Raw genomic sequence first — 20,501 nt, 5'->3', positions numbered from 1 at the left:
CTAGCAAGCTTTTCCTGTATACTAAAAGAAACAGGGAACGGGAGGGAAAGCCGCATGCCGCAGGTACAATCTTTGCAGATCAACTATCAGACTTTGGAAGAATTCAAGAAGTTCCGCGAAAACGGTCTTGAAGAATTGTCGATGTTGGAAGACCTCCGTGCGAACATGATCGAGGACAACGCCGTCTCTCCGTTTTACGGCATTTACGAAGACGGCAAACTCGTCGCGCGCATCTCGCTGTACAAGATCGGGGCGAAGTACAACCACTACACCGAAACCCCGACCGATTTCCACGAGTTGATGAAACTCGAAGTGCTGCCGGGGTACAAAGGCAAGGGCTACGGCACCGCGCTCGTTGAGTTTGCCAAGACTCTGGGCCTGCCGATCAAGACCAACGTGCGCTTGGGCGCGCAAGACTTTTTCTTGAAGCGCGGCTTTCAGCCGGTCAAGTACGACCCAATCCGCGACCGCGGCGAGAACCCGTACATCTGGTTGCCGGAATAACATGCAGAATCACGAAGACGACTGGGTGGACGACGCCTTTTGACACCTGGTCGTTTTTTGTATAGACTGGTGAATACTCAAAGCCCCGTAGAGAGGAGACTCGCTTATGCTGAGTTCAGATAAAATCGATCGCATCAACGTCCTTTCCCGCAAGAAAAAAGCCGGAACCCTCACCCCGGAAGAAGCAGCGGAACAGCAAGCCCTCCGCGCGGAATACCTCCAAGCGTTTCGCAAAGAGTTCCGCTCCCAACTCGATTCGATCAAGTTTGTCGAGGACGAGGAAGACAACAACAGCACCAACGTCAAGCACTGATCCCTGCCGAACAGCCAAAAGCCGCCCGACCGTTTTCCCAACGGCCGAGCGGCTTTTTCCATCCTTGCTTGATCCTTACTCCATGCGTTCGAGGTTGCCGTTCTCCTCCATCTTGAACAGGTGAGTCGGGCGTTCCTCGGGAGGAGCTGCCGACGGCACTACCTGTCGTCGGGCGCGCTCCATGATCTTCACCAGCGCAAGGTAGTCGCCTCGAATGACGGAAAGCTCGCTTTGCAAGCGCAAGTTCTCTTCTTGCAGCGCGCGGACCTCCTGTTGCAACGTCTCCGCCAAACGCGCCTGTTTGCGCAACGAACAGTCTTCATCGCGGCGGGCTTTCAGGAATTTCAGCGCCCGGCACCACGTGAAGTCCACGGCGTCGGGCTCTTCTGAAACCGCTCTGGCGGTTGGCGCAGTCGGCGTCGACTGCTCTCCGATGCTTCCCGCCTCCACCGTCACCTCGCGGTTGGCGCGGCGTTCGGCTTTGGCGATCTCCAGTTGCGCCGCGTACTCTTTGCGCAAGACGGCATTCCAACGGAAGCCGCACGCAGCGCGGGTGCGTCCGAGTTTTTGACTCCCCTCTTCAAACGCCGCCAATTGCGTACTCGAAGTCCGGATATGCCGCAAGATGATCTCAACCAGCACGCTGTCGTCTTCCGGTGTCCACGCATCCTGCCGCACCGTTTTCATGCGGGGTCCCCTCCTCTGCGTATTCTTCCGTCTGAATTTTCCGTGTATCAGTATGTATAGCCGCATAAAGGGTCAAAAAGACCACCTGCTCGTCGCAAGGTGGTCCACAGCATTACCCTAATTGGCGGACGAGGCGGCGAAGGATCTGCCAGAGATGCTTCCGGCGCACGTACATCCCGCGCATCTGTTTCGCTCCGCCGTACAGCGCCGTGGCCACCGCCAACAGGCGCGCAAGGCGGGAGATCTTCGTCAGCATGGCGTTCACACTCCTCCATGAAGTTCAATCCATGGAAGTAGTGTGTCCTCGCCGTCTCGTCCTTATGTGGGTGCAAAGGTTAAGATTCTCGAGTAAACAACACGGTTTCCGTCTTCTCCAGCGCTTCGGTGATCAGCGCTTCGATGTCGAGTTTCTCTTCGGCGCGCATCGCTTCGTGCAGTTTCGGACGGGTCTTCGGGTTTTTCGGCAGGAAGATCGTGCAGCAGTCTTCATACGGCAGAATCGACGTCTCGTACGTGCCGATGCGGCGGGCGATGCTCATGATGTCGACTTTGTCCATCGCCACCAGCGGGCGCAGGATCGGAATGTTCGTCACGTTGTTGATCGTGTACATGCTCTCCAGCGTCTGCGACGCCACTTGGCCGAGCGATTCGCCGGTGACAAGCGCCAAGCACTTGCGCTCATGCGCCAAGCGGTCGGCGATGCGCATCATGATGCGGCGCATGATCGTGATCGAGTACTCCTCCGGGCAGTGCATGCGAATCTGACGCTGAATCTCCGTGAAGTACACGTTGTGCAAGCGCACGCGTCCGCTGTGGCCCGCGAGAATCTTCGCGAGGTCGTTGACTTTCTCCTGCGCGCGCTCGCTGGTGAACGGGAAGCTGTGGAAGTGGATCGCTTCCACGTTCGCGCCGCGGCGCATCGCGAGGTAGCCCGCCACCGGGGAGTCGATGCCGCCGGAGAGCAGCAGCAGGACTTTGCCCGCCGTGCCGACCGGGAGGCCGCCCGGTCCGGGGATGACGTCACAGGTCAGATAGGCTTTCGATTCGCGCACTTCGACCATCAATTTCAATTCCGGATTGTGGACGTCAACTTTCAGTTTGCCTTCGGTGCGGCTGAGCACATAGCGGCCGACCTCTTGGGAAATCTGCGGCGACTCCATCGGGAAGCGCTTGTTGGCGCGGCGCGCTTCCACTTTAAACGTGACCGGGGTGTTGCGCTTCTCCAGCGCGTCCTGCACGACGAGCAGAGCGGTTTCTTTGATTTTCTCGATGTCGAGCTCCGTTTCCGCCACGGGAGACAGCGAGTTGATGCCAAATACGTTTTTGAGGCGGGAAACGGTTTCGTCGAGGTCGGCGCCGTTCAAGCGCACTTCGACGCGGCCGCCTTCGCGGGCGACTTTGACGCCGAGGTCTTTGACGACGGCGCGCATGTTTTCCATGAGAGCTTTTTCGAATTGGACGCGGTTCTTGCCCTTGATCGCGATCTCACCGCCGAGGCGGGTAATCAGCGTACTGTACATGTGTCATTACCTCCGAGACAACAATCTGAGATCGGCCACGGTCTTTTGGACCACTGCAACCGTCGTTTGAATCTCTTCTTCTGTCGTGGCCGACGACAGGGAAAAACGGATCGCTCCTTCAAGTTCCGGTTCCGGCAATCCGGTCACTTGCAACACGCGGCTGTAAATTTTATCCTTGGACGAACAGGCAGAGCCCGTCGAAACGAAGACCCCTTCGGTCTCCAGCGCGTGCACCAACACTTCTCCGCGCACGCCGGGGAACGACGCGTTGACGATGTGCGGAGCTGCGAGCCCCGGCTGGGTCGGCGTGTTGATGCGAATGTCTTCGAGGTTCGCGGTGAGACCCTCGATCAGTTGGTCGCGCAATTGCGCCATCCGGGCAGACGCCTCCCGCATCTCGCGCTGGCTCTGCTCCGCCGCCGCGCCGAATCCGACGATGCCGGCGACGTTTTCCGTGCCGGAGCGGATGTTGCGCTCTTGGCCGCCGCCATAGAACAGCGGAGAGAGTTGCACGCCGTCGCGGATGTAGAGCGCGCCGACGCCCTTGGGGCCGTGGATTTTGTGCGAAGAGACCGTGAGCAGGTCGATGTTCGATTCCTTGATTTTCAGCGGAATTTTGCCGAACGCTTGCACGGCGTCGACGTGGAAGAGGGTTTTGCGCTTGTCCTTCAAGAACGCGCCGATTTTTTGAATCGGTTGAATCGCGCCGGTTTCGTTGTTGACGTACATGATGCTGACGAGAATCGTGTCGTCGCGCCACGCGTTCTTCACGTCCTCGACGCGCACGATACCGTTCTCGTCGACCGGCAGAAACGTCACGTCATACCCGCGCTGCTGCAATTCTTCCGCCGCCTCAAACACGCAGGCGTGCTCGATTTGCGTCGTGATGATGTGCTTGCCGCGCGATTGGTATTTGTACGCCGCACCGAACAGGGCGAGGTTGTTGGCTTCGGTGCCGCCCGAGGTGAACAGCAGTTCGGTTTTTTTCACGCCGCCGAGCGCTTTGGCGATGCGGTCGCGGGCTTTGTCGATCTCCCGCTCCGCCTGCAGACCTTTTCTATGTAAGGATGAAGGGTTGCCATAGTGGGTTTGCAACATCTCGACCATCGCCTCCACCGCTTCCGGGTAGGGCTTCGTGGTCGCGCTGTTGTCTAAGTAGATGTCGGGTTTCATATGATCTCCCTCCCCGTATACCCAATTATTCTCTCCCAATGTACCGTTCCCCATTATAGCGAAAAAGCGCCGGATGCGCACCCGCACCCGGCACTTTTGCGTCAAGATTTGTGGATGGGAATCAACGTGCCGATCAAGGCCGCCGCCCCGCACCCGAAGAACACCGCCGCATAGCCGAGTCCGGCGATTCCGGCAAACGTCGTCAGGAACAGCACGTCGAACAGCGAATCGGCGATCGAGAGCAGCGACAGCGTCGTCGCCCGCGAGCCGGACGGAATCAGTTCGTTGTGCAAGTGCGACGAGATCGGCATGCGGATCGTCTTCAACAAGCGCAACAGATAGAACGTCGCAAACGCCAACACCGGCGCGTGCGCCCACTGTGCGGACGCAAACAGCATCACCGCCATCAGGATGCCGCTTCCGTAAAGCACGCCGACACGCGGGATGCGCGCGGTGATCTTGCCGATGTTTTGCATGAGCAGCAAACCGCCCAGCGCGACCGACGCGTACACGACGCCAAGCCACGAAACCGGCAGGCCGTTGTCGGTCAAGTACGGTTGCTCCAGCTTCCCGAACACCACATACGTCGGCACGAACACGATCGTCGTGTTCAAAAACAACCGCACGAGGCGCGGAGATGCTTTCAAGTTCTGCAGACCGTTTTTGACGTGGACGTACGGGTTCTCACGGAACTTCTCCACTGCGCTCGGATTCTTGATCCGCCAGAAAAACAGCAGTTGCAGCAATGTCATCAGCACGCCCGCGCCGACGACGAGCGCGAATTGCCAATCGGCGAGGTCGCGGACGATAAACGCCCCGATCAGGCTTCCGATGAGGGAGACGTACATCGTCGACGCGGAGATTTTCCCCATCGCGATGTCCATCTTCTCCTCTTCGCCGCTCTCCTTCAGCGAGTCATAGATCAACGCTTCGTCAGCGCCGGAGAAAAACGTCGCCGCCAACCCGTTGAGCACATTGTACGCGTAAAACCACCCGATGCCGCCGTCTGTCAACAGCAGGAGCAAGAGGCAGGCTTTGCTGCCTACATGGACGACACATCCGACGAGGAACGACGCTTTCGGGCCGAAGCGGTCGGCGAACGTGCCGGTCGGAACTTCCGCGAGCGCCACCGTCACACACCAGCACAGCGTGGCGATGTAGATGCCCGCAGCCGTCAAGCCGTGGCCGAGGTAAAACAGCGACATGACCGGTTCCAAAAAATTCACCGATCCAAACAGAGTCGCCCAAAAAAACAATCGCACGTTGTGGTGCGCCAAAGTTCCTTTTTGCAAACCGCTTTGTTTCAAACTGATTTCCTTGCTCATCTTGCCAAAAACCCCCTGTTTCCTGGTAGAGTCTTGCACGACTCCGAAACGGAAAGGCAGAGGTTTGCCCGTCCCTTTCGGTTTAGAGGGCTGCCACCGGATTCTTCATTTTTTTGTCCTCCTGAAGGTTAGAAGTTCTTCCCATTATAAAACGAAAAAAAGCTGACGTCACGGAGCAACGTCAGCTTTTTTGGAAATCTTGGATTAGGCGGTCACTTTTTCCTTCAAGCGCTTTCCCACGAGCAGCGCGAGGTCGACGCAGCGCATCGAATAGCCCCATTCGTTGTCGTACCAAGCGAAGATCTTGACGGTGTTGTCCGCCACGACCATCGTGGAGAGGCCGTCGACGATCGAAGAGTGCGGGTCGCCGACATAGTCGATGGAGACGAGCGGCTCGTCGCTGTAGCCGAGGATGCCCTTCATCGTGGTTTGCGACGCTTCTTTGAGCGCGGCGTTGATTTCGTCGGCCGTGATGTTTTTCTCAAGCGTTGCGACGAGGTCGACGATGGAGACGTTCGGGGTCGGGACGCGCAGAGCGACGCCGTTGAACTTGCCCTTCAACTCCGGAATGACCAGGGCCACCGCTTTCGCCGCGCCCGTGGTGGACGGCAGGATCGAAAGCGCGCACGCGCGCGCACGGCGCAGGTCTTTGTGCGGGTTGTCGAGATTGTTTTGGTCGTTGGTGTAGGAATGCACCGTGGTGACCATGCCGGACTGGATGCCGAATTTCTCGTGCAGCACTTTCGCCACCGGCGCGAGGCAGTTGGTGGTGCAAGAAGCGTTGGAGATCACGTCGTGCTTTTCTTCGTCGTAGAGGTGGTCGTTGACGCCCATGACGATCGTGATGTCCTCATCCTTGCCCGGTGCGGTGATGATGACTTTCTTCGCGCCGGCGGTGATGTGCTGGCCGGCCGTTTCCTTGGAGCGGAACTTCCCGGTGGCTTCGATGACGATATCGACGCCCAGTTCCTTCCACGGCAGGTTCAGCGGGTTGCGGTCGCCGACGATCTTGGTCGCGCGGCCGTTGACGATGATGGAGTCGTCGGTGGTTTGGACGTCCGCTTGGAAACGCCCTTGAACAGAATCATATTTCAACAGATGTGCCAATACGTCCACATCGTGAGTTGCGTTGATTGCCACGACTTCGATTTCCGGGTTCACTGCTGCGGCACGAAACACCATGCGCCCGATACGCCCAAAACCGTTGATCGCAATTCGAATAGCCATGTAAGTAGTTCCTCCTAGCCCAGTCAAGTTGTCACAGCCCTATTGTACACAATACGCCGTCAATAATCCATACTAATTTTCGTTCTTCACTGAAAAAGTATGTCACAATTGATCAGGGTGTGACAATCCTCCCGAATTGAGGCATTTGTGGTATAATAGGTGTATTCTTTGTATTGAAAGGCGGTATGCCGCTGATGCTTCGAATTGTGACGGACAGTACTTGCGATTTGCCGAATTCCCTTTTGGAAGAACACAACGTGACAGTCATCCCGTTGAATGTCATCATCGACGGCCAGACATATGCAGACGGAATCGAGTTGAGTCATGCGGAGTTTTATGCGAAGATGGCGGCCTCCAAGCAGTTGCCGACCACTTCTCAACCGAGTCCGGCGAAGTTTCGCGACGTGTTTCAGAAAATTCTCGACGCCGGAGACGATGTGTTCTACGTCGGTCTCTCGTCAACGCTCTCGGGCACGCTGCAAGCGGCAAAGATTGCGCGCGACCTCGTGGAGTCGCCGGAGCGCGTGACGATTCACGACACGCTGTCGGCGACGTATGCCGAAGGGATGTTGGTGATGCAGGCGGTCAAGCTTGCGGAGGAAGGGAGGACGGCAGGCGAGATTCAAGCGGAGTTGACGGAATTGCGCAAGCGCCAAGAGTTGGTTTTTTCCGTGGACACGCTGGAGAATCTGCGCAAGGGCGGGCGGATCAACAACCTCTCGTTTCTGTTCGGGTCGCTTCTGAACATCAAGCCGATCTTGCACCTCGACTATGAAGGCGTCGTGCAGGCGTTCGACAAAGTACGCGGCAAGAAAAACGCCATTCTCGCCGTGAAGCGCTTTCTCACCGAGCGTCCGATCGACATGGAATTCCCCGTGGCGATCGGGCACACGTCCGATCAAGGGACGGTGCAGGTGTGGAGAGAACTGCTGACGGAGTTGGGCGTGAAAGTCTCGAACATCTTCGACTTTGAACTCTCCGGCGTCATCGGCACGCACGTCGGCAAGGGCGCGAACGGGATCATCTACTTCTCGAAAGCCTGATGGAGAATTAAAAAGGGCCGCGACACGTATGGGAGTGTCGCGGCCTTTCCTTTTTTCTATTTAGCCCACTCGTCCGTGCTGCCAGAACCAGATGCCCAGGCCCAAGAAGAGGACGCAGAGGATGAAGAGGACGACGGAAAGTCTTCTGAGAAACATGCGGCGGGGTCACTCCTTTGTTTGCGGTGCCTGAGGAGTATTATACTGCAAGGAGAATGCCGTGTCTCCTTCTCTCTTCTCAGACATATTAAGCATGGATTGAAGCAGCAACTTCGCTGAAAGTGATTTGTAAGGTATACTCCAGCAAAGTTACCTCTGGAAGTAAAGAAGTTGCATAACGCAGATTGGCAGAAAAAGTGTCCGCAATCAAAACTCCTTTAACACTTCGATCAGGAGACAGGGTCGCTTTTAGCCACCCCATGTTTCGTAGGAGATTTGCAAGTGCGTGGTCGTCATCCACGCTCTCATTGAGCATAATAACAACGAAATTGTCTTCTTCGTCCAAGGTCAAGATGTCGATCTTCCCCACCTCGGTTTCATACTCGACCCCTCCAACTCCCTCATGATCTACGAATATCCGAAGTTTTTGGTTTCCAATCGTTTGGTTAGTCAAATTTCTAACTATGAAGTCACGGAGTCGACCTTCTGCGGGAATCATGTTTGATTCTTCAGTTGATTGCTGGCACGGATTTGTGGAGGACTCCGATTGGCGAACAGACAATTTGCCAGTTGCCTTGGAGTAAATTTCCCAGTTTCCATGACGTGCTGGGTTATACAGCTCCACTTGGCCTCTCCCTGTACTATACAGAAAATCATACTGGGAATTCGCCAATCGCGGCTTGTGATTCTCTGGCCAGTTGACACGGGATTCCTTGTTGACACAGCAGGTTAGAATCTGACAGCTTATTGTGTTTTCATTCACGTTTCCATATTTAGAGACAATGTAATGTCGGATTTGAGCATTAGTTGCTTTCCCCCCGCACTTTTCAACGGCTTCCTTCACCATCTGCCAGACATACGGTTTTCTTTCCATGAACATCTCCCCCATTTTCCAAGTGCTGTGTGGTGGGACGGTGCTTACCCTTCCTTTTGGATGAACACCTGCATTTTCTTACACAATCGCGTTAAGTTCTTGAACCAGATCAGTGAGATCGGAAAGCCAGTTGTAAGTTTCGACTTGCTTCAAAAAATCCGCCGGGTCTCGTTGCTCTTCGTAAGCGTGGTACAATTCGTCGCCCAGCACGTTGGGATGGAGTTCGGACGCCATGAAATAGACTTGCTTCTTCGGGTGCTCCAAAGCGGTCATTCTCTCGGTGAAAAGCGTGACAAAATCCGCAACTTTCTCATGGTTGTTCAAGAACTCCCAGTTCGAGTCGATCTTGCCGACCAGATCTTCGACATGTTTCTTATCGATGCTGTTAAGCAATGAACAGACCACGATGAAGACTCGATCATTAGGTACCCCATACTGCGTTTGAGATTGATCAACGATTTCTTGAATGGACTGGTATGCATAGTCCCCTCGTAAAAAACCCATATCAGTAAAGAACTTAAGTGTTGCCAACGGTCGATCATGCTTCTTGAACACGATCAGTCCGTCCTTGGCGCGTTCGACAAGAACAGCCTCGTCTTCCAAGTATTCTTGGAAAAAGTCTTCGAGGACGTTGCCCAGATTGATCGAAACTCGGCGGGCAGCTTTTTTCTTTTTCTTGTTAAGGACGCGCAGGCGCTCCTCATCCAGATACACCTTGGAGACTTGCAAGAACAGTTCTGCTGTGAGAGAATAATGAGTATCCGGCATAGTCTCCTCTTTCAACTGCTCAAAAACTTGGTTCAAAGCGGTCGTGTCCAGCACAGACACAGCCTCTTTTCCTGCCAGATGTTCTACCAGCGACTTCAGAAGCTCGTTCTTCTGTTGCTCGACTTTCACCAAAGTTTCGAGGGACTTGCTGATGCTAGCGAGATAGTTCTGTTGTTCCATTTTTATTACCTCCTTGGTAATGATTTATTTCCGGAAAGAGACCGCCATCTCTTTCTGATATAAATTTACCATAGGGGTTTTTTGCTTTGCAACCCTTTTTCTCTCTTTGAGGTAATTTTCTCTCTGATTTCTCTTTAGCAATAAAAAGGACTCTGCCGAACGATGCCGCAGAGTCCTTTTTGTATTTTATTGCGAGACACGACTCTGCACCAGCACTTTGAAGTGCTCGCCCATCCCGCCGGGGAGAATCAGCGACTTGATGGCGCGGTTGCGTTTCATGTCGGGATCGCGGAACGGGTCGGCGCTCCAGGCGTTGGTGAGGCGCGTGAGGATACCGGATTGGAGCAGGTACTTGGCTTGGGTGCCGAAAAAGTCTGTCTGCCAGCCCGCCGCTTCGCCCAGATTGCGCAACGCCGAGAAGTTTACGTCGGCGGTCAGGTCTTGCTCGCCGATGTGTTGGTACGGGTCGTCCGTCACCGTATGGCGGTAAAACCCGCGCAACGTGCCCGTGCGGCGCGACGAATGATGAAGCATGTCCGCTTCGTAGCCGTAGTCGATCGTCAAGATATGACCGGACGACAACAGCGACAACGCCCGCTTGTACCACTCCATCCCCGCCAAGCCCGCCTCGATGGTTTGCCCGACGATCATCTTCGGGGCGTACTTGTCCACATAAGCAGCCAACTCAGGCGTGCTCAGCGGCTCAAGAGATTCCACAAAACGAAGGGAAAAATTCTCCTCGAATCCAGCTCCTCCAACCTTCCGATCAGCTGGTTCGACTCCCGATGCTTCAACTCTCGCTTCAACTTCCGGTTTCAGCTCTCCCGCGGTGTCCTGCTCTACCGCCAGCTCCACAAAGACCTCCCGCAGCCCCTCCTTCGTCCGCGTCACGCGGTGCACAGGAAACGCATCGACCAACTCGTTGGTCAGAATCACGCCCACATACGGGCCGCCTGCGTGCAGCTCTTCCTCGCTCATCCAGCGCACGTTCCCCGCGTGCTCTCCGATCGTCTCCCGCTGCATCTCCCGAAGCGTTGGAGATATCTCCACGATCAAGTACTCCACCTCGGCAAAAAACGCCGGATGCTCGCTCGCAAACCGCGCCAGCATGTCCCGCGCCAAGCGCCCTTCGCCGGCGCCGAACTCGATCACCGTGCGCCCGCCGTCCATGCGCACCACTTCGTCCGCCAGCACTTCCGCAAACACCGGGTTCACGCTCGGGGCCGTGTAAAAGTCCCCCTCTTTGCCGATCTTCTTGCGCCGCGACGTGTAATACCCCCACTCCGGGTGATACAACGCCCACTCCATAAACTGCACAAACGGAACCCGCCCCTGCGCTTCAAACCACTCTCTCACGAAAAAACCACCCTCCACGCACGCAAAAGAGGCGTCAGGAGTTTCCCCCTGCCGCCTCCCTTGTGGCAAATTCCATCCCGCTCAAAAAAGTGATCGGGCATTGGCTCAACTGCCAGTTGCCATACACATCCGCTGTGCCGTGGTTGGCTTTCTTATCCCTCCGCGGCCATGAACGAACTTACTTCACTTCCGAAACGTTTTGAATGACTTTGTCAATCAACCCGTAGTTCTTCGCTTCTTCCGCTTCCATGAAGTTGTCGCGATCCGTATCGCGCTCGATAACTTCCAGCGGTTGGCCGGTGCGCTCGGAGATGATCTTATTGAGATTGTCGCGCATCTTGAGGATGCGGCGCGCTTGGATCTCAATGTCGGACGCTTGGCCGCGTGCGCCGCCCAGCGGTTGGTGGATCATCACTTCGGCGTTCGGCAGCGCGTAGCGCTTGCCCGGCGCACCCGACGTCAGCAGGAACGCGCCCATCGACGCCGCCATGCCGATGCAAATCGTCGACACGTCCGGCTTGATCCATTGCATGGTGTCGTAAATCGCCATCCCGGCGGTAATCGAGCCGCCCGGCGAGTTGATGTAGAGATGAATGTCCTTCTCCGGGTCTTCTGCCGCCAGGAACAGGAGTTGCGCTACAATCGAGTTCGCGACATTGTCGTCGATCTCGCTGCCGAGGAAGATGATGCGATCCTTCAGCAGACGCGAGTAGATATCATACGAACGCTCTCCGCGAGATGTTTGTTCTACGACCATCGGTACCAGATTCATAAATGACAACCTCCCTTATTCCCATCAGTTTCTTACAGTTCGTACTCTCAGTATACGCACACTTCGCCCAAAGGTCAAAGACAGTCAAAGTCAAAAATCCGCAACTGTGACCTCTCCCACACTTTTTGCACTATTCACCTTTGACAATCTCGCCCTGATACGCGGTCATGCCGCCGGGGAGCACTTCTATCTTATGATAGCCTTCGTGCTCCAATAACGCTTTGACCTGCTGCGCCCGATTGCCGGTCCGGCACACCACGACGACGAGGTCGTCATAATCCGCGTCCGACAGCGCATACGACAGCTCCTGCAGCGGACAATGCACCGCCCCCGGAATGTGCCCTTCCAAAAACTCCGCCTCGTCGCGGATGTCAATCACAAACTTCGCATCTTCCAGCACAAAACTTCACCTCGCCACTCCGCGAAAAACTGTTATGTATTTCCTCTACTTTACCCCATACAAAAGCCCCTTGTCGAGGCAACAAGCGGCTTTTGGTTCCAACTCTATCAGATTGTCCAGAAAACGCGCTACTTAAAACGAACCCCGAATTTTCCTCGGTTGGTTCGGTACAACTCCACCTCTTGCGGCGGCGTCTTGCCGTAGATGCGCTTGTCGCCTTCCACCCACATCACCGCACAATACGCTTCAAACTTGCTGTCGTACAACCCGGCCCAATAGACCCATGACGGTGTGGACACGCTCTTCACCCTCCCCTTCTCTCACAAGAGTCTTGAGGGTATTGTCTCCGAGCCTTCCCGCCGCTACTCCTGACAAAAAAAACCTGCACAGCCTCGGGGCCGCACAGGTTCTTCGTCGTGCAAAAACATAGAAAACTTACATCCAAACGCGGTCGCCGCCCACTTGCAGGACGTTGTCGTCGCCGAGGACGAAACGCATGATCGTGGTCGACTCCCAGTTGCGGGTGGAGTAGGAAGCAAGCAGACCTTCGAGAACTTGGACTTTGTAGCCCGCGTCGAGCAGCGAGTACATCGTCGCCATGACCGCCATGTCGGAGTCGATGCCGCCGAGGTGCACGGTTTCGATGTTGTTCTCTTGGAGCAGTTGCTTCACTTCGTCGGTCAGAGCGGAGTAGCCGCGCTTCTCGATGACGGTCGCTTTCTTATGTTGGAGAAGCAGGGTGTTTTCGTTCTCGTTCTCTTCGTGCTTCCAGTGGGTGAGGATCACGAGGTCGTAGGAATCGCCAGCCTTGTCCAGATACTTCTGGCAGAGCGGATATATGTAATCCATGTTGCCGAGGAAGTCAGACTGTATATCGGTGATGATCAGGGCTTTTTTCATGTCGGATCGCACCTTTCCAACGGATAAATTCAGAATAAGTTCACTGTTTATCCTAACAGAGTCGGAACGTGTTGTAAATTGCAACACGTATTGGAACTATGACGTTATTTTGTCTGTTCCAGAATTTTCAGCAGTTCGCCGCGCACCATGCCCGCCATCGTCAGACGGCCCAAGGCTTGTCCGTGGTGCCCGGTGATCTCGACGACGCCCTCTACTTCGTCGAGCGCTTCTCCGAACCCGCGCTCCGTCAATTCCGCACGCATGCCCTCGATCTGTTGGTGGTTTTTGTTCATGCCCGCTTTGGCTTGGGCGATGTATTCATCCAGGGTTTCAATCAGTTTCTCCAGTTGCTTTGCCGTGTCTGCCATATGAAAATTCCCTCCTGCCGGTAGCGTTACCTGTTGTGTACCGCCCTATTATAGCACAACGCTACTTCTCGCGTCCGTCGCGCATCGCGTCGCGCAGCTTCTCCACTTCCTCTTCCAACAGCTCTTGGATCAATTCGAGACGGCTTCTCGGGTCTCGTTTCTGCAAGAGGGCTTGTTTGAGTTCCGGCTGTACGTGCAACACGGACGGAATCAACCACGACAGCGCCGTCGGGTCGTCCGGCAACTCCAACTCGCCGAGCTCCCGGTTCATCACGCACTCCAAGAGCTGCCAATACCGTTCAAACTTCGCGCCGACCCGCTCGGACAACTCCCGCACGTCCGCGCCGTCCGTCGGCAAATCCTCGTACGTTTCCACCACGGCGGTCAGCACATCTTCGTCATACGCGCTCTTCAAGATGCGAAAGCGCTGATGTCCCTGTGTCGTGATGAACATGCGACCGTCCGCAAACTCCACGACGTTGGTGATTTGAGCGACCGTGCCGATGTCATAGTTGCGCATGCGGCTGCGGCCGTCCAGATCCAACTCCACCCCGCCGGACGCTTGGACGATGCCAAACGGGACGCCGTGCTCGATGCACATTCGAATCATCACGCGGTACCGGGGTTCAAAGATGTGCAACGGAAGCACGCAGTACGGATAGAGCACCGTCTGCAGCGGAAACAATTGCAGCGAAAACGTGGACACCCGGCTCCCCCCTTTCTATGCCTTGGGTTTCCTCCCATTGTATCATGGTGTATGATGTGTATCATGGTGTAAGATGAATTTGGAGGATGATACATATATGTTGATCAACATGTACGATGAACACGAAACTACCTCAACCCGTTTCGTCGGGTTTGTCGGCGACCATCGCTGGGACTTGGCGATCACCAAAACGGAGCACTTCTACGGCAAATCGCTGGTCGTCAACATCCAAAGCGGCCGCGCGGGCATCATCGGTCACGACGACCTCGAAGATGAAAAACTCCACCTGCTCGCCAACATGTTCGCCCTCGACGACGAAGACACCACCGTCGAACTGCGCAACTTCCTGCTGACCAACCTGTAGACCCAAACGGATTGCAACCAAAAAAGCATGTCGCCGCGCGTGGGGCCGACATGCTTTTTTCTATGCCTGCAAGTATTTGGCGTAGTTCTCCATCACGTGCTCGACGACCGTCTGGTATTCGGACGGGTCGGTAACGTTCTCCAGTTCGTACGCCCCCGTGCCGGTCGCGTTGGCGCGGAAGAACACCAACTCGCCGTTCTCCGGGTTCTCGCGGTCGTAGTACAGCGCGTACGTCTGCCGAATCACCGTGAAAAAAGCGCCGAGCGCGTACTTGCCTTCGCGCCCCTCTTCTTGGACTTGCACGAAGAAAATCGAACCGGTCAACTCCATCAACTGCTCCGTGAACAGCTCGCCGGGGTATTCCAATATGTAGGTGCCGTCGTCTTCTTGATCGGCGATCAGGTAGAGTTCCTTCTTCTCATCGCGTTCAAAGTCGACCAGCAAGAGGTGCACGTGCTCGTTAAAAAACGCGTACTCCTTGCCCTTGGCAAAACGAAACTTGTGGTTGGACAACGATTTGCAGCCCCTCTCGATACAGAAACAGCAGGACGAATCGCCCTGCTGCGTTCTGCCAGTATAGGATTATTCCCAGGTTTGGTGGTGCTTGGCAACGGCCTTCTCGGTGTTTTCCTTCGTGATGGAAGCACACATGAAGAGGAGGCCGAACACTGCAGCAACAGTAGCGAGCATACCGATCATGAAAAATCTACGCCCCCTTCCAACTTACTTGTACCCAATTAGAATAAAATTTAGCAGGGCATCGCGTCAAGTGAATATCTTATGAACAATGGAGCGACGCTAAGGGAGAGTTTAACAGAGGAGGAGTGCCCATGCAACCGCAACAACACCTGCAACGCTACCAACAAAAAGCCGGCGAAGTCGAGCAAGCCACCCGCAGCTTGATCAACTCCGCCCTCTTCTACCTCGGCGACCCGTCGCTCCCCGATTCGCTTGGCAACGCGCGCCGCTGCTTGGAAACCGCCAAGTACGTGCTCGAAGGGCTCTACGTCCCGACTTCCCCTGCGGAAAGCCCGCAAGCGCTCAACCACGCCGGCAACCAACAATGGCCGGCGGGCGTCGTGGAATCGTGGGGGTTTGTGAACAACACCGACACCGAGCCCGGCGACTATCCGTATTACCCCATTTAAGAATTTCGAACGACTGGTCGAATTCCGAATTCCGCGCTATAATAAGAGGCACAGAGACGGAAGGGGGAAGTTCGATGTCGAAACAGAACCGTTATTTCTTCTACACAATCGTCTTCGCACTTGTCGTCGCAAGCGTGATTACGAAGTCGTACCTCCTGTTTGGCTGCTCGATTGTAGCGGCGATCTTGATCGGGTTCATCACCGAATTCTACGACAACAAGCGCGACGAGAAGTTCAAGCAATACAACGCGAAGCACCAATACAAGCATTAATTCCGAATCCACACCTTGACGGTGTGGATTTTGTGTTATACTGAGTCTTGAGAATTTGGAATTTTGCTAGGAGGGTCTGCAGGAATGACCACACTCGATCGCAATGAAATCTGGGCCCAGGCGTTTGAATTGGGGCAATTGATCCTCGAATCGCCGGAAGTCCTCACTTATAAAGAAGCGGAACGCAAGATGCAAGAGAACGCGGACATCAATTCCAAGACCACGAAGTTCCGCGAGATGCAATGGCAATACGACCGCCTCGCCGAGCACGGCACCGGCCCGCACCTAAACGGCCTGCGCCAAGACATCGAGGCTCTTGCGAAGGACCTCGACAGCTACCCGGAAGTGCAAGCGTACAAAGCCGCGATGAAGCGCGTGGACGAGCTGTTGAAGTCGGTCACCGATCTGATTGCGGCGACGATCACCGAGAAAGCGGCGGAGTAAATTCCTCCGCTTTTTTTGTTGCGTTTTTTGATGGAGTTTCCGTGAACTTCCTGCATTTGACGGGCTCAATCGTGCCATGCTATGATGGACGGAGATTTCAACCAGAACTAGGAAGCGAGGGATCATTCCCATGTCCGACAACAACAACGTACATATCCACGACGAGAACTGCGACCACGATCACGAAGAAGTTGTAACGCTGACCGATGCTGAAGGCAACGAGCGTGAATTCATCATCGTGGAAGAGATGAACGTCGAAAACGAACGCTATGCCATCCTCGTGCCGGCTGACGGCGAAGACGAAGACGGCGTGATCATGAAGATCGGCGAAGACGAAAACGGCGAATACCTCGTCGACATCGAAGACGACGCTGAATGGCAAAAAGTCGTCGCGGCGTACGAGAAACTCACCGAAGAAGCGTAAGCAAACGGAAAAAACCACGGGTTCCTACGCGAACCCGTGGTTTTTTTAGAATCTGGAGGTACTCACATGCGATATGACGTCATCGTGATCGGCGGCGGCACGTCGGGGCTGATGGCGGCGATCTCCGCCGGGATGCACGGCGCCCGCGTGCTGCTCGTCGAGAAAGGCGATAAACTGGGGCGCAAACTGCTGATCTCCGGCGGCGGCAGGTGCAACGTGACCAACGCCAAGGAAATCGACGAACTGATCAAGCACATCCCCGGCAACGGCCGCTTCATGTACGGCCCGTTCTCGATCTTCAACAACCGCGACATCATCGACTTCTTCGAGGGTCTCGGCATCCGCTTGAAAGAAGAAGACCGCGGCCGGATGTTCCCCGTCACCGACAAAGCCAAGTCGGTGCTCGACGCTCTCCTGCGCAAGATCGCGCAGCACGACATCGAACTGCGCACGAATTGCCCCGTCGCTCACGTCCGCTACGAAAACGGTCGGGTGGCGGGCGTGAAACTGAAATCGGGACAAGTGATCGATGCCGAAGCGGTGATCATCGCCGTCGGCGGCAAGTCCGTCCCGAAGACCGGCTCCACAGGCGACGGCTACGCTTGGGCGCAAGAAGCCGGGCACACGATCACCGAGCTCTATCCGACCGAAGTGCCGATCACTTCGCGGGAGCCGTTCATCCGCGACCGCTCGTTGCAAGGCCTGTCGCTGCGGGGCATCGAACTGTCCGTCTGGAACGCCAAGGGCAAGAAGATCATCGTGCACGAAGGCGACATGATCTTCACCCACTTCGGGCTCTCCGGACCCGCCGTGCTGCGCTGCTCGCAGTTCGTCGTCAAAGAACTGAAAAAAAGCGGCGGCCCGACCGTCCGCCTGCAGCTCGACCTCTTCCCGGAGAAGTCGCAGGGCGACGTGCAGCAAGAGATCTGGAAGCTCGCCGAGTCCGAGCCCAAGAAAGCGTTCAAGAACGTGATCAAGGGCTATCTCCCCGAGCGGATGATCCCCCTGCTGCTTCAACGCGCCGAGTTGCGCGAAGACGTGACGTTCGCCAACTTGCCGAAAAAAAACATCCAAATCCTCGCCGAACTCTTGAAGGCGTTCCCGATTCAAGCGACCGGCACGCTCTCCCTTGAGGAAGCGTTCATCACCGGCGGCGGTGTGCACCTCAAGGAAATCACGCCGTCGACGATGGAATCGAAGTTGATGCCGGGGCTGTACTTTGCGGGCGAAGTGTTGGACTTGCACGGCTACACCGGCGGGTTCAACATCACCGTCGCCTTCTCCACCGGCTACGTCGCGGGCAAGAGCGCGGCGGAGAGCTTGGTGCATGCGTAACAACCCAAAAAGACCCTGCACGCGCGCATTTCGCGGGATGCAGGGTTTTTCCGTGTTGCCAACAGGTAAAAAAATCCCGCGCACAGCGTATTTGCGGGATGCAGGGTCTTTTTCCCTGTTGCCGGCCGGTTAGTTTTTCCCTTCGATATAAGCGTCCTTCAGATCATACATCGGGTAGAGCGAGCGGATCGCCAGCCCTTTGATGTACGGACGGTACTGCAAAACGGAGTTTCGGAAATAGACCGGGCCGACCGCCATGTCGTCGAGGAGGAGCTTCTCGGCTTGCACCATCTCGTCGGTGCGCTTGCGGTCGTCCGCTTCCTTGTGAATCTGGTCAACGAGGGCGTCATACTTGGCGTTGCTGTAGCCCGCGTTGTTGAACGAACCGCCTGTCACCCACATGTCGAGAAACGTCATCGGGTCGTCGTAATCAGCTCCCCAGCCGGAGAGCGTGATGTCAAAGTCCTTGGTGGTCTGCTTCTGCAAGACGAGCTTAAACGGCAGATATTCCGCTTCCACGTCCACCCCGAGCTTGTCATGCCACGCTTGGATGAGCAAAGCGGCGGTTTTTTTCGCTTCCATGGTGTCGTTTATGAGGAGTTTGACGTTCGGGAGCGCGGTGAGCCCGAGTTCTTTCAGCCCTTCTTGGAACAGCGTTTTCGCTTGAGACGCGTTCGCCGCTTGGTGCAAAGCGTCCCCCGCTGTGTCCCGGAACTTGCCGGAGCTCGGAGCGCCTTTGGAAACTCCGGTCGGAACGAATCCGTTCGCCCCGGACGCCGACAATCCAAACACGGCCTCGGCGATTTCTTGGTTGTCCAGCGCATAGGTCAGTGCGCGGCGAATCTTCACGTTTTGAAGAGCGGAAACTTTTTGCTCGTTGAATTCCAAGTAATGCACCGTGGAGAGCGGCGGCGTTTGCACGACAGACCCCGGCATTTCAGGCGTGATTCCCTGCGGCAACGGGTTGTACCCATCCAACCAGCCGCTTTCGTAGGCACGGCCGGCACTCTCCGTGTCCGGCACCGCTTCGAAGTCGATCTGCTGCAAGCGGACATGGTCGCGGTCCCAGTATTGTTCGTTTTTGACGAGCAGCGCGCCTTGGTCGTACTGGACGCGCTCCGCTTTGAACGGCCCGTTGTACAGCGGCTCGGTCGTGGTTTTCGACGGCGCAAAAAACGGAAGCGCCACCTGACGCAAGAAGTACGCTTGCGGCTTGGCGAGCTGCACTTCGAGCGTGCGGTCGTCCTTGGCATGAACTTCCACGTCGTCTGCCTTTCCGCCCTGGCTCAGGTCGTACTTCTCGGCACCCTCAATCGCAAAAAACTCAAACGACCACATCGACGCCGTCTCCGGATTCAACTGCCGCTTCCAAGATTGCTCAAAGTCTTGTGCCGTCACGGGAGAGCCGTCCGACCACTTGGCGTTGTCGCGCAGATGAAACGTATAGCGCAAGCCGTCATACGACACGTCCCACGCTTTCGCTACTCCCGGCACCAAGTTGCCGTCGCGGTCGAGGCGAACCAGACCCTCGTGGACTTGTTGCGCGACGGTATAGTCGTTGTACGAAGACAACAACGCAGGATCGAGCGAAGAGATGCTGTCGGAGATGCCGAGGTGCAACACGCGGTCTTTCATGTCCTTGGAGTAAATCCGAACCGTCTCCGTCGTTTCGTCCCACTGCACTTCGGCGCCCAACGCTTCGGAGATCAAGCGTACCGGCACCATCACCCGGTCGTTCGTTTGCTCCGCCGCTTGGTTCAAGATCACCGGTTGCCCGTTGACCGTCGCAGTCGTGGAGCCGACTTGCAACACGATCTTGGTCTCTCCTTGCACGCCGGTGACGGTCTTCGTGGTTTCATCCCACTCGACCGTGGCGCCCAACGCTTCAAAAATCGCCCGCATCGGGACGAGCGTGCGTCCGTTTTTCTGGTAGGGTTCGGGATCGTACACTTGCGGCGTTCCGTTCAGTGTCACATGCGGAGCTGCAAACGCTGCCGTCGGAAGCGTCAACAACGAGATCGCGCCAACCGCGGTCATCGTCTGTTTCAGCCAAATTCTCATCTTGGCACACCCTTTCGTTTCCATTCTTACCACTAACTAATTCTTGGAAAAATACCCAATCCCTCCTAAAAGAAACACAAAAAAGGCAAGTCTCGATTGAGACTTGCCTTTCTCTGTTTGGCGGAGGGGGAGGGATTCGAACCCTCGATACTGTTTCCAGTATACTCCCTTAGCAGGGGAG

The 20,501-nt window shown here is 55.8% G+C and carries 26 protein-coding genes; 9 read left to right on the top strand and 17 right to left on the bottom strand.

All coding sequences use genetic code 11. The features are described 5' to 3' along the window. The first annotated feature begins 54 nt into the window (after nt 1–54). A complete protein-coding gene (locus EL26_RS14100; protein ID WP_038090067.1) occupies nt 55–504 on the top strand; it encodes an N-acetyltransferase in 450 nt (149 codons plus the stop codon). A gap of 106 nt (nt 505–610) precedes the next feature. Beyond that, the gene (locus EL26_RS14095; protein WP_038090064.1) at nt 611–817 is read left to right on the top strand and encodes a DUF896 domain-containing protein; all 207 of its coding nucleotides are present in this window, start codon (nt 611–613) and stop codon (nt 815–817) included. Between the two features lie 75 nt (nt 818–892). Here the strand turns inward: EL26_RS14095 and EL26_RS14090 are convergent, their stop codons facing one another. The 6 genes from EL26_RS14090 to EL26_RS14070 all read right to left on the bottom strand — a co-directional run bounded on the left by EL26_RS14090 (nt 893) and on the right by EL26_RS14070 (nt 6,749). Next, nucleotides 893–1,504 (bottom strand): hypothetical protein, encoded by a 612-nt coding sequence (locus tag EL26_RS14090; RefSeq protein WP_038090061.1) that lies wholly within the window; start codon nt 1,502–1,504, stop codon nt 893–895. 112 nt (nt 1,505–1,616) lie between these two features. After that, nucleotides 1,617–1,760, bottom strand: coding sequence for a hypothetical protein (locus tag EL26_RS25540; RefSeq protein WP_161780736.1), 144 nt, complete (start codon nt 1,758–1,760; stop codon nt 1,617–1,619). A 79-nt stretch (nt 1,761–1,839) separates the two neighbouring features. After that, complete coding sequence (gene thiI / locus EL26_RS14085) at nt 1,840–3,024, bottom strand: tRNA uracil 4-sulfurtransferase ThiI (protein ID WP_038090058.1); 1,185 nt, start codon at nt 3,022–3,024, stop codon at nt 1,840–1,842. A 6-nt stretch (nt 3,025–3,030) separates the two neighbouring features. Continuing rightward, a complete protein-coding gene (locus EL26_RS14080) occupies nt 3,031–4,197 on the bottom strand; it encodes a cysteine desulfurase family protein (protein WP_038090055.1) in 1,167 nt (388 codons plus the stop codon). Between the two features lie 101 nt (nt 4,198–4,298). Then, nucleotides 4,299–5,522 carry an MFS transporter gene (locus tag EL26_RS14075; protein WP_081857210.1) on the bottom strand — a complete coding sequence of 408 codons (1,224 nt, stop codon included), beginning with the start codon at nt 5,520–5,522 and terminating at the stop codon, nt 4,299–4,301. A gap of 204 nt (nt 5,523–5,726) precedes the next feature. Continuing rightward, on the bottom strand, nt 5,727–6,749 hold the full coding sequence (locus EL26_RS14070) for a glyceraldehyde-3-phosphate dehydrogenase (protein WP_038090052.1): 1,023 nt from the start codon (nt 6,747–6,749) through the stop codon (nt 5,727–5,729). 185 nt (nt 6,750–6,934) lie between these two features. Here EL26_RS14070 and EL26_RS14065 point away from each other — a divergent pair, with 185 nt between their 5' ends. Further along, nucleotides 6,935–7,792, top strand: a complete 858-nt coding sequence (locus EL26_RS14065) for a DegV family protein (RefSeq protein WP_338010860.1) — start codon at nt 6,935–6,937, stop codon at nt 7,790–7,792. A 244-nt stretch (nt 7,793–8,036) separates the two neighbouring features. On the opposite strand, the gene EL26_RS23845 is transcribed toward EL26_RS14065, so the two are convergent. The 9 genes from EL26_RS23845 to EL26_RS14025 form a co-directional block, all read right to left on the bottom strand. Beyond that, on the bottom strand, nt 8,037–8,822 hold the full coding sequence (locus EL26_RS23845) for an endonuclease NucS domain-containing protein (RefSeq protein ID WP_161780735.1): 786 nt from the start codon (nt 8,820–8,822) through the stop codon (nt 8,037–8,039). A gap of 78 nt (nt 8,823–8,900) precedes the next feature. Further along, a complete protein-coding gene (locus tag EL26_RS14055; RefSeq protein WP_038090050.1) occupies nt 8,901–9,770 on the bottom strand; it encodes a hypothetical protein in 870 nt (289 codons plus the stop codon). 186 nt (nt 9,771–9,956) lie between these two features. After that, nucleotides 9,957–11,126, bottom strand: a complete 1,170-nt coding sequence (locus tag EL26_RS14050; protein WP_038090049.1) for a class I SAM-dependent methyltransferase — start codon at nt 11,124–11,126, stop codon at nt 9,957–9,959. 178 nt (nt 11,127–11,304) lie between these two features. Further along, entirely contained in the window at nt 11,305–11,898 is a 594-nt protein-coding gene (clpP, locus tag EL26_RS14045; protein ID WP_038090045.1) for an ATP-dependent Clp endopeptidase proteolytic subunit ClpP, read from the bottom strand. Nucleotides 11,899–12,028: 130 nt separating this feature from the next. Further along, the gene (locus EL26_RS14040) at nt 12,029–12,298 is read right to left on the bottom strand and encodes a rhodanese-like domain-containing protein (RefSeq protein ID WP_052036380.1); all 270 of its coding nucleotides are present in this window, start codon (nt 12,296–12,298) and stop codon (nt 12,029–12,031) included. A 128-nt stretch (nt 12,299–12,426) separates the two neighbouring features. Next, entirely contained in the window at nt 12,427–12,597 is a 171-nt protein-coding gene (locus tag EL26_RS25825; protein WP_162835164.1) for a hypothetical protein, read from the bottom strand. A 136-nt stretch (nt 12,598–12,733) separates the two neighbouring features. Next, complete coding sequence (locus EL26_RS14035; protein ID WP_038090044.1) at nt 12,734–13,198, bottom strand: cysteine hydrolase family protein; 465 nt, start codon at nt 13,196–13,198, stop codon at nt 12,734–12,736. 104 nt (nt 13,199–13,302) lie between these two features. Next, nucleotides 13,303–13,566 (bottom strand): hypothetical protein, encoded by a 264-nt coding sequence (locus EL26_RS14030; protein WP_038090042.1) that lies wholly within the window; start codon nt 13,564–13,566, stop codon nt 13,303–13,305. Nucleotides 13,567–13,627: 61 nt separating this feature from the next. Beyond that, the gene (locus EL26_RS14025; protein WP_052036379.1) at nt 13,628–14,272 is read right to left on the bottom strand and encodes an LON peptidase substrate-binding domain-containing protein; all 645 of its coding nucleotides are present in this window, start codon (nt 14,270–14,272) and stop codon (nt 13,628–13,630) included. A gap of 97 nt (nt 14,273–14,369) precedes the next feature. Between EL26_RS14025 and EL26_RS14020 the strand changes: the two genes are divergently transcribed. Beyond that, nucleotides 14,370–14,636: a DUF3055 domain-containing protein gene (locus tag EL26_RS14020; RefSeq protein ID WP_038090040.1), complete on the top strand. Its 267-nt coding sequence runs from the start codon at nt 14,370–14,372 to the stop codon at nt 14,634–14,636. 60 nt (nt 14,637–14,696) lie between these two features. On the opposite strand, the gene EL26_RS14015 is transcribed toward EL26_RS14020, so the two are convergent. Then, nucleotides 14,697–15,149, bottom strand: a complete 453-nt coding sequence (locus EL26_RS14015; protein ID WP_038090037.1) for a DUF1292 domain-containing protein — start codon at nt 15,147–15,149, stop codon at nt 14,697–14,699. Between the two features lie 317 nt (nt 15,150–15,466). On the opposite strand from EL26_RS14015, the gene EL26_RS14010 reads away from it, so the two are divergent. The 5 genes from EL26_RS14010 to EL26_RS13990 all read left to right on the top strand — a co-directional run bounded on the left by EL26_RS14010 (nt 15,467) and on the right by EL26_RS13990 (nt 18,259). Continuing rightward, on the top strand, nt 15,467–15,784 hold the full coding sequence (locus EL26_RS14010; protein ID WP_038090034.1) for a hypothetical protein: 318 nt from the start codon (nt 15,467–15,469) through the stop codon (nt 15,782–15,784). Between the two features lie 74 nt (nt 15,785–15,858). Continuing rightward, nucleotides 15,859–16,056 (top strand): hypothetical protein, encoded by a 198-nt coding sequence (locus tag EL26_RS14005; protein WP_038090031.1) that lies wholly within the window; start codon nt 15,859–15,861, stop codon nt 16,054–16,056. A gap of 84 nt (nt 16,057–16,140) precedes the next feature. Next, nucleotides 16,141–16,500, top strand: a complete 360-nt coding sequence (locus EL26_RS14000) for a YlbF/YmcA family competence regulator (RefSeq protein WP_038090028.1) — start codon at nt 16,141–16,143, stop codon at nt 16,498–16,500. A gap of 130 nt (nt 16,501–16,630) precedes the next feature. Next, nucleotides 16,631–16,924, top strand: a complete 294-nt coding sequence (locus tag EL26_RS13995) for a DUF1292 domain-containing protein (protein ID WP_038090025.1) — start codon at nt 16,631–16,633, stop codon at nt 16,922–16,924. A 66-nt stretch (nt 16,925–16,990) separates the two neighbouring features. Further along, nucleotides 16,991–18,259 carry a BaiN/RdsA family NAD(P)/FAD-dependent oxidoreductase gene (locus EL26_RS13990; RefSeq protein WP_038090022.1) on the top strand — a complete coding sequence of 423 codons (1,269 nt, stop codon included), beginning with the start codon at nt 16,991–16,993 and terminating at the stop codon, nt 18,257–18,259. A 129-nt stretch (nt 18,260–18,388) separates the two neighbouring features. Here EL26_RS13990 and EL26_RS13985 read toward each other — a convergent pair whose 3' ends face one another. Next, the gene (locus EL26_RS13985; RefSeq protein WP_038090020.1) at nt 18,389–20,320 is read right to left on the bottom strand and encodes an ABC transporter substrate-binding protein; all 1,932 of its coding nucleotides are present in this window, start codon (nt 20,318–20,320) and stop codon (nt 18,389–18,391) included. Nucleotides 20,321–20,501 lie beyond the last annotated feature (181 nt).

Origin of the sequence: Tumebacillus flagellatus, assembly GCF_000714935.1 — a bacterium.
In the GTDB taxonomy this organism is placed as follows: Bacteria; Bacillota; Bacilli; order Tumebacillales; family Tumebacillaceae; genus Tumebacillus; species Tumebacillus flagellatus.
This window is presented reverse-complemented; position numbering and strand designations above follow the sequence as displayed.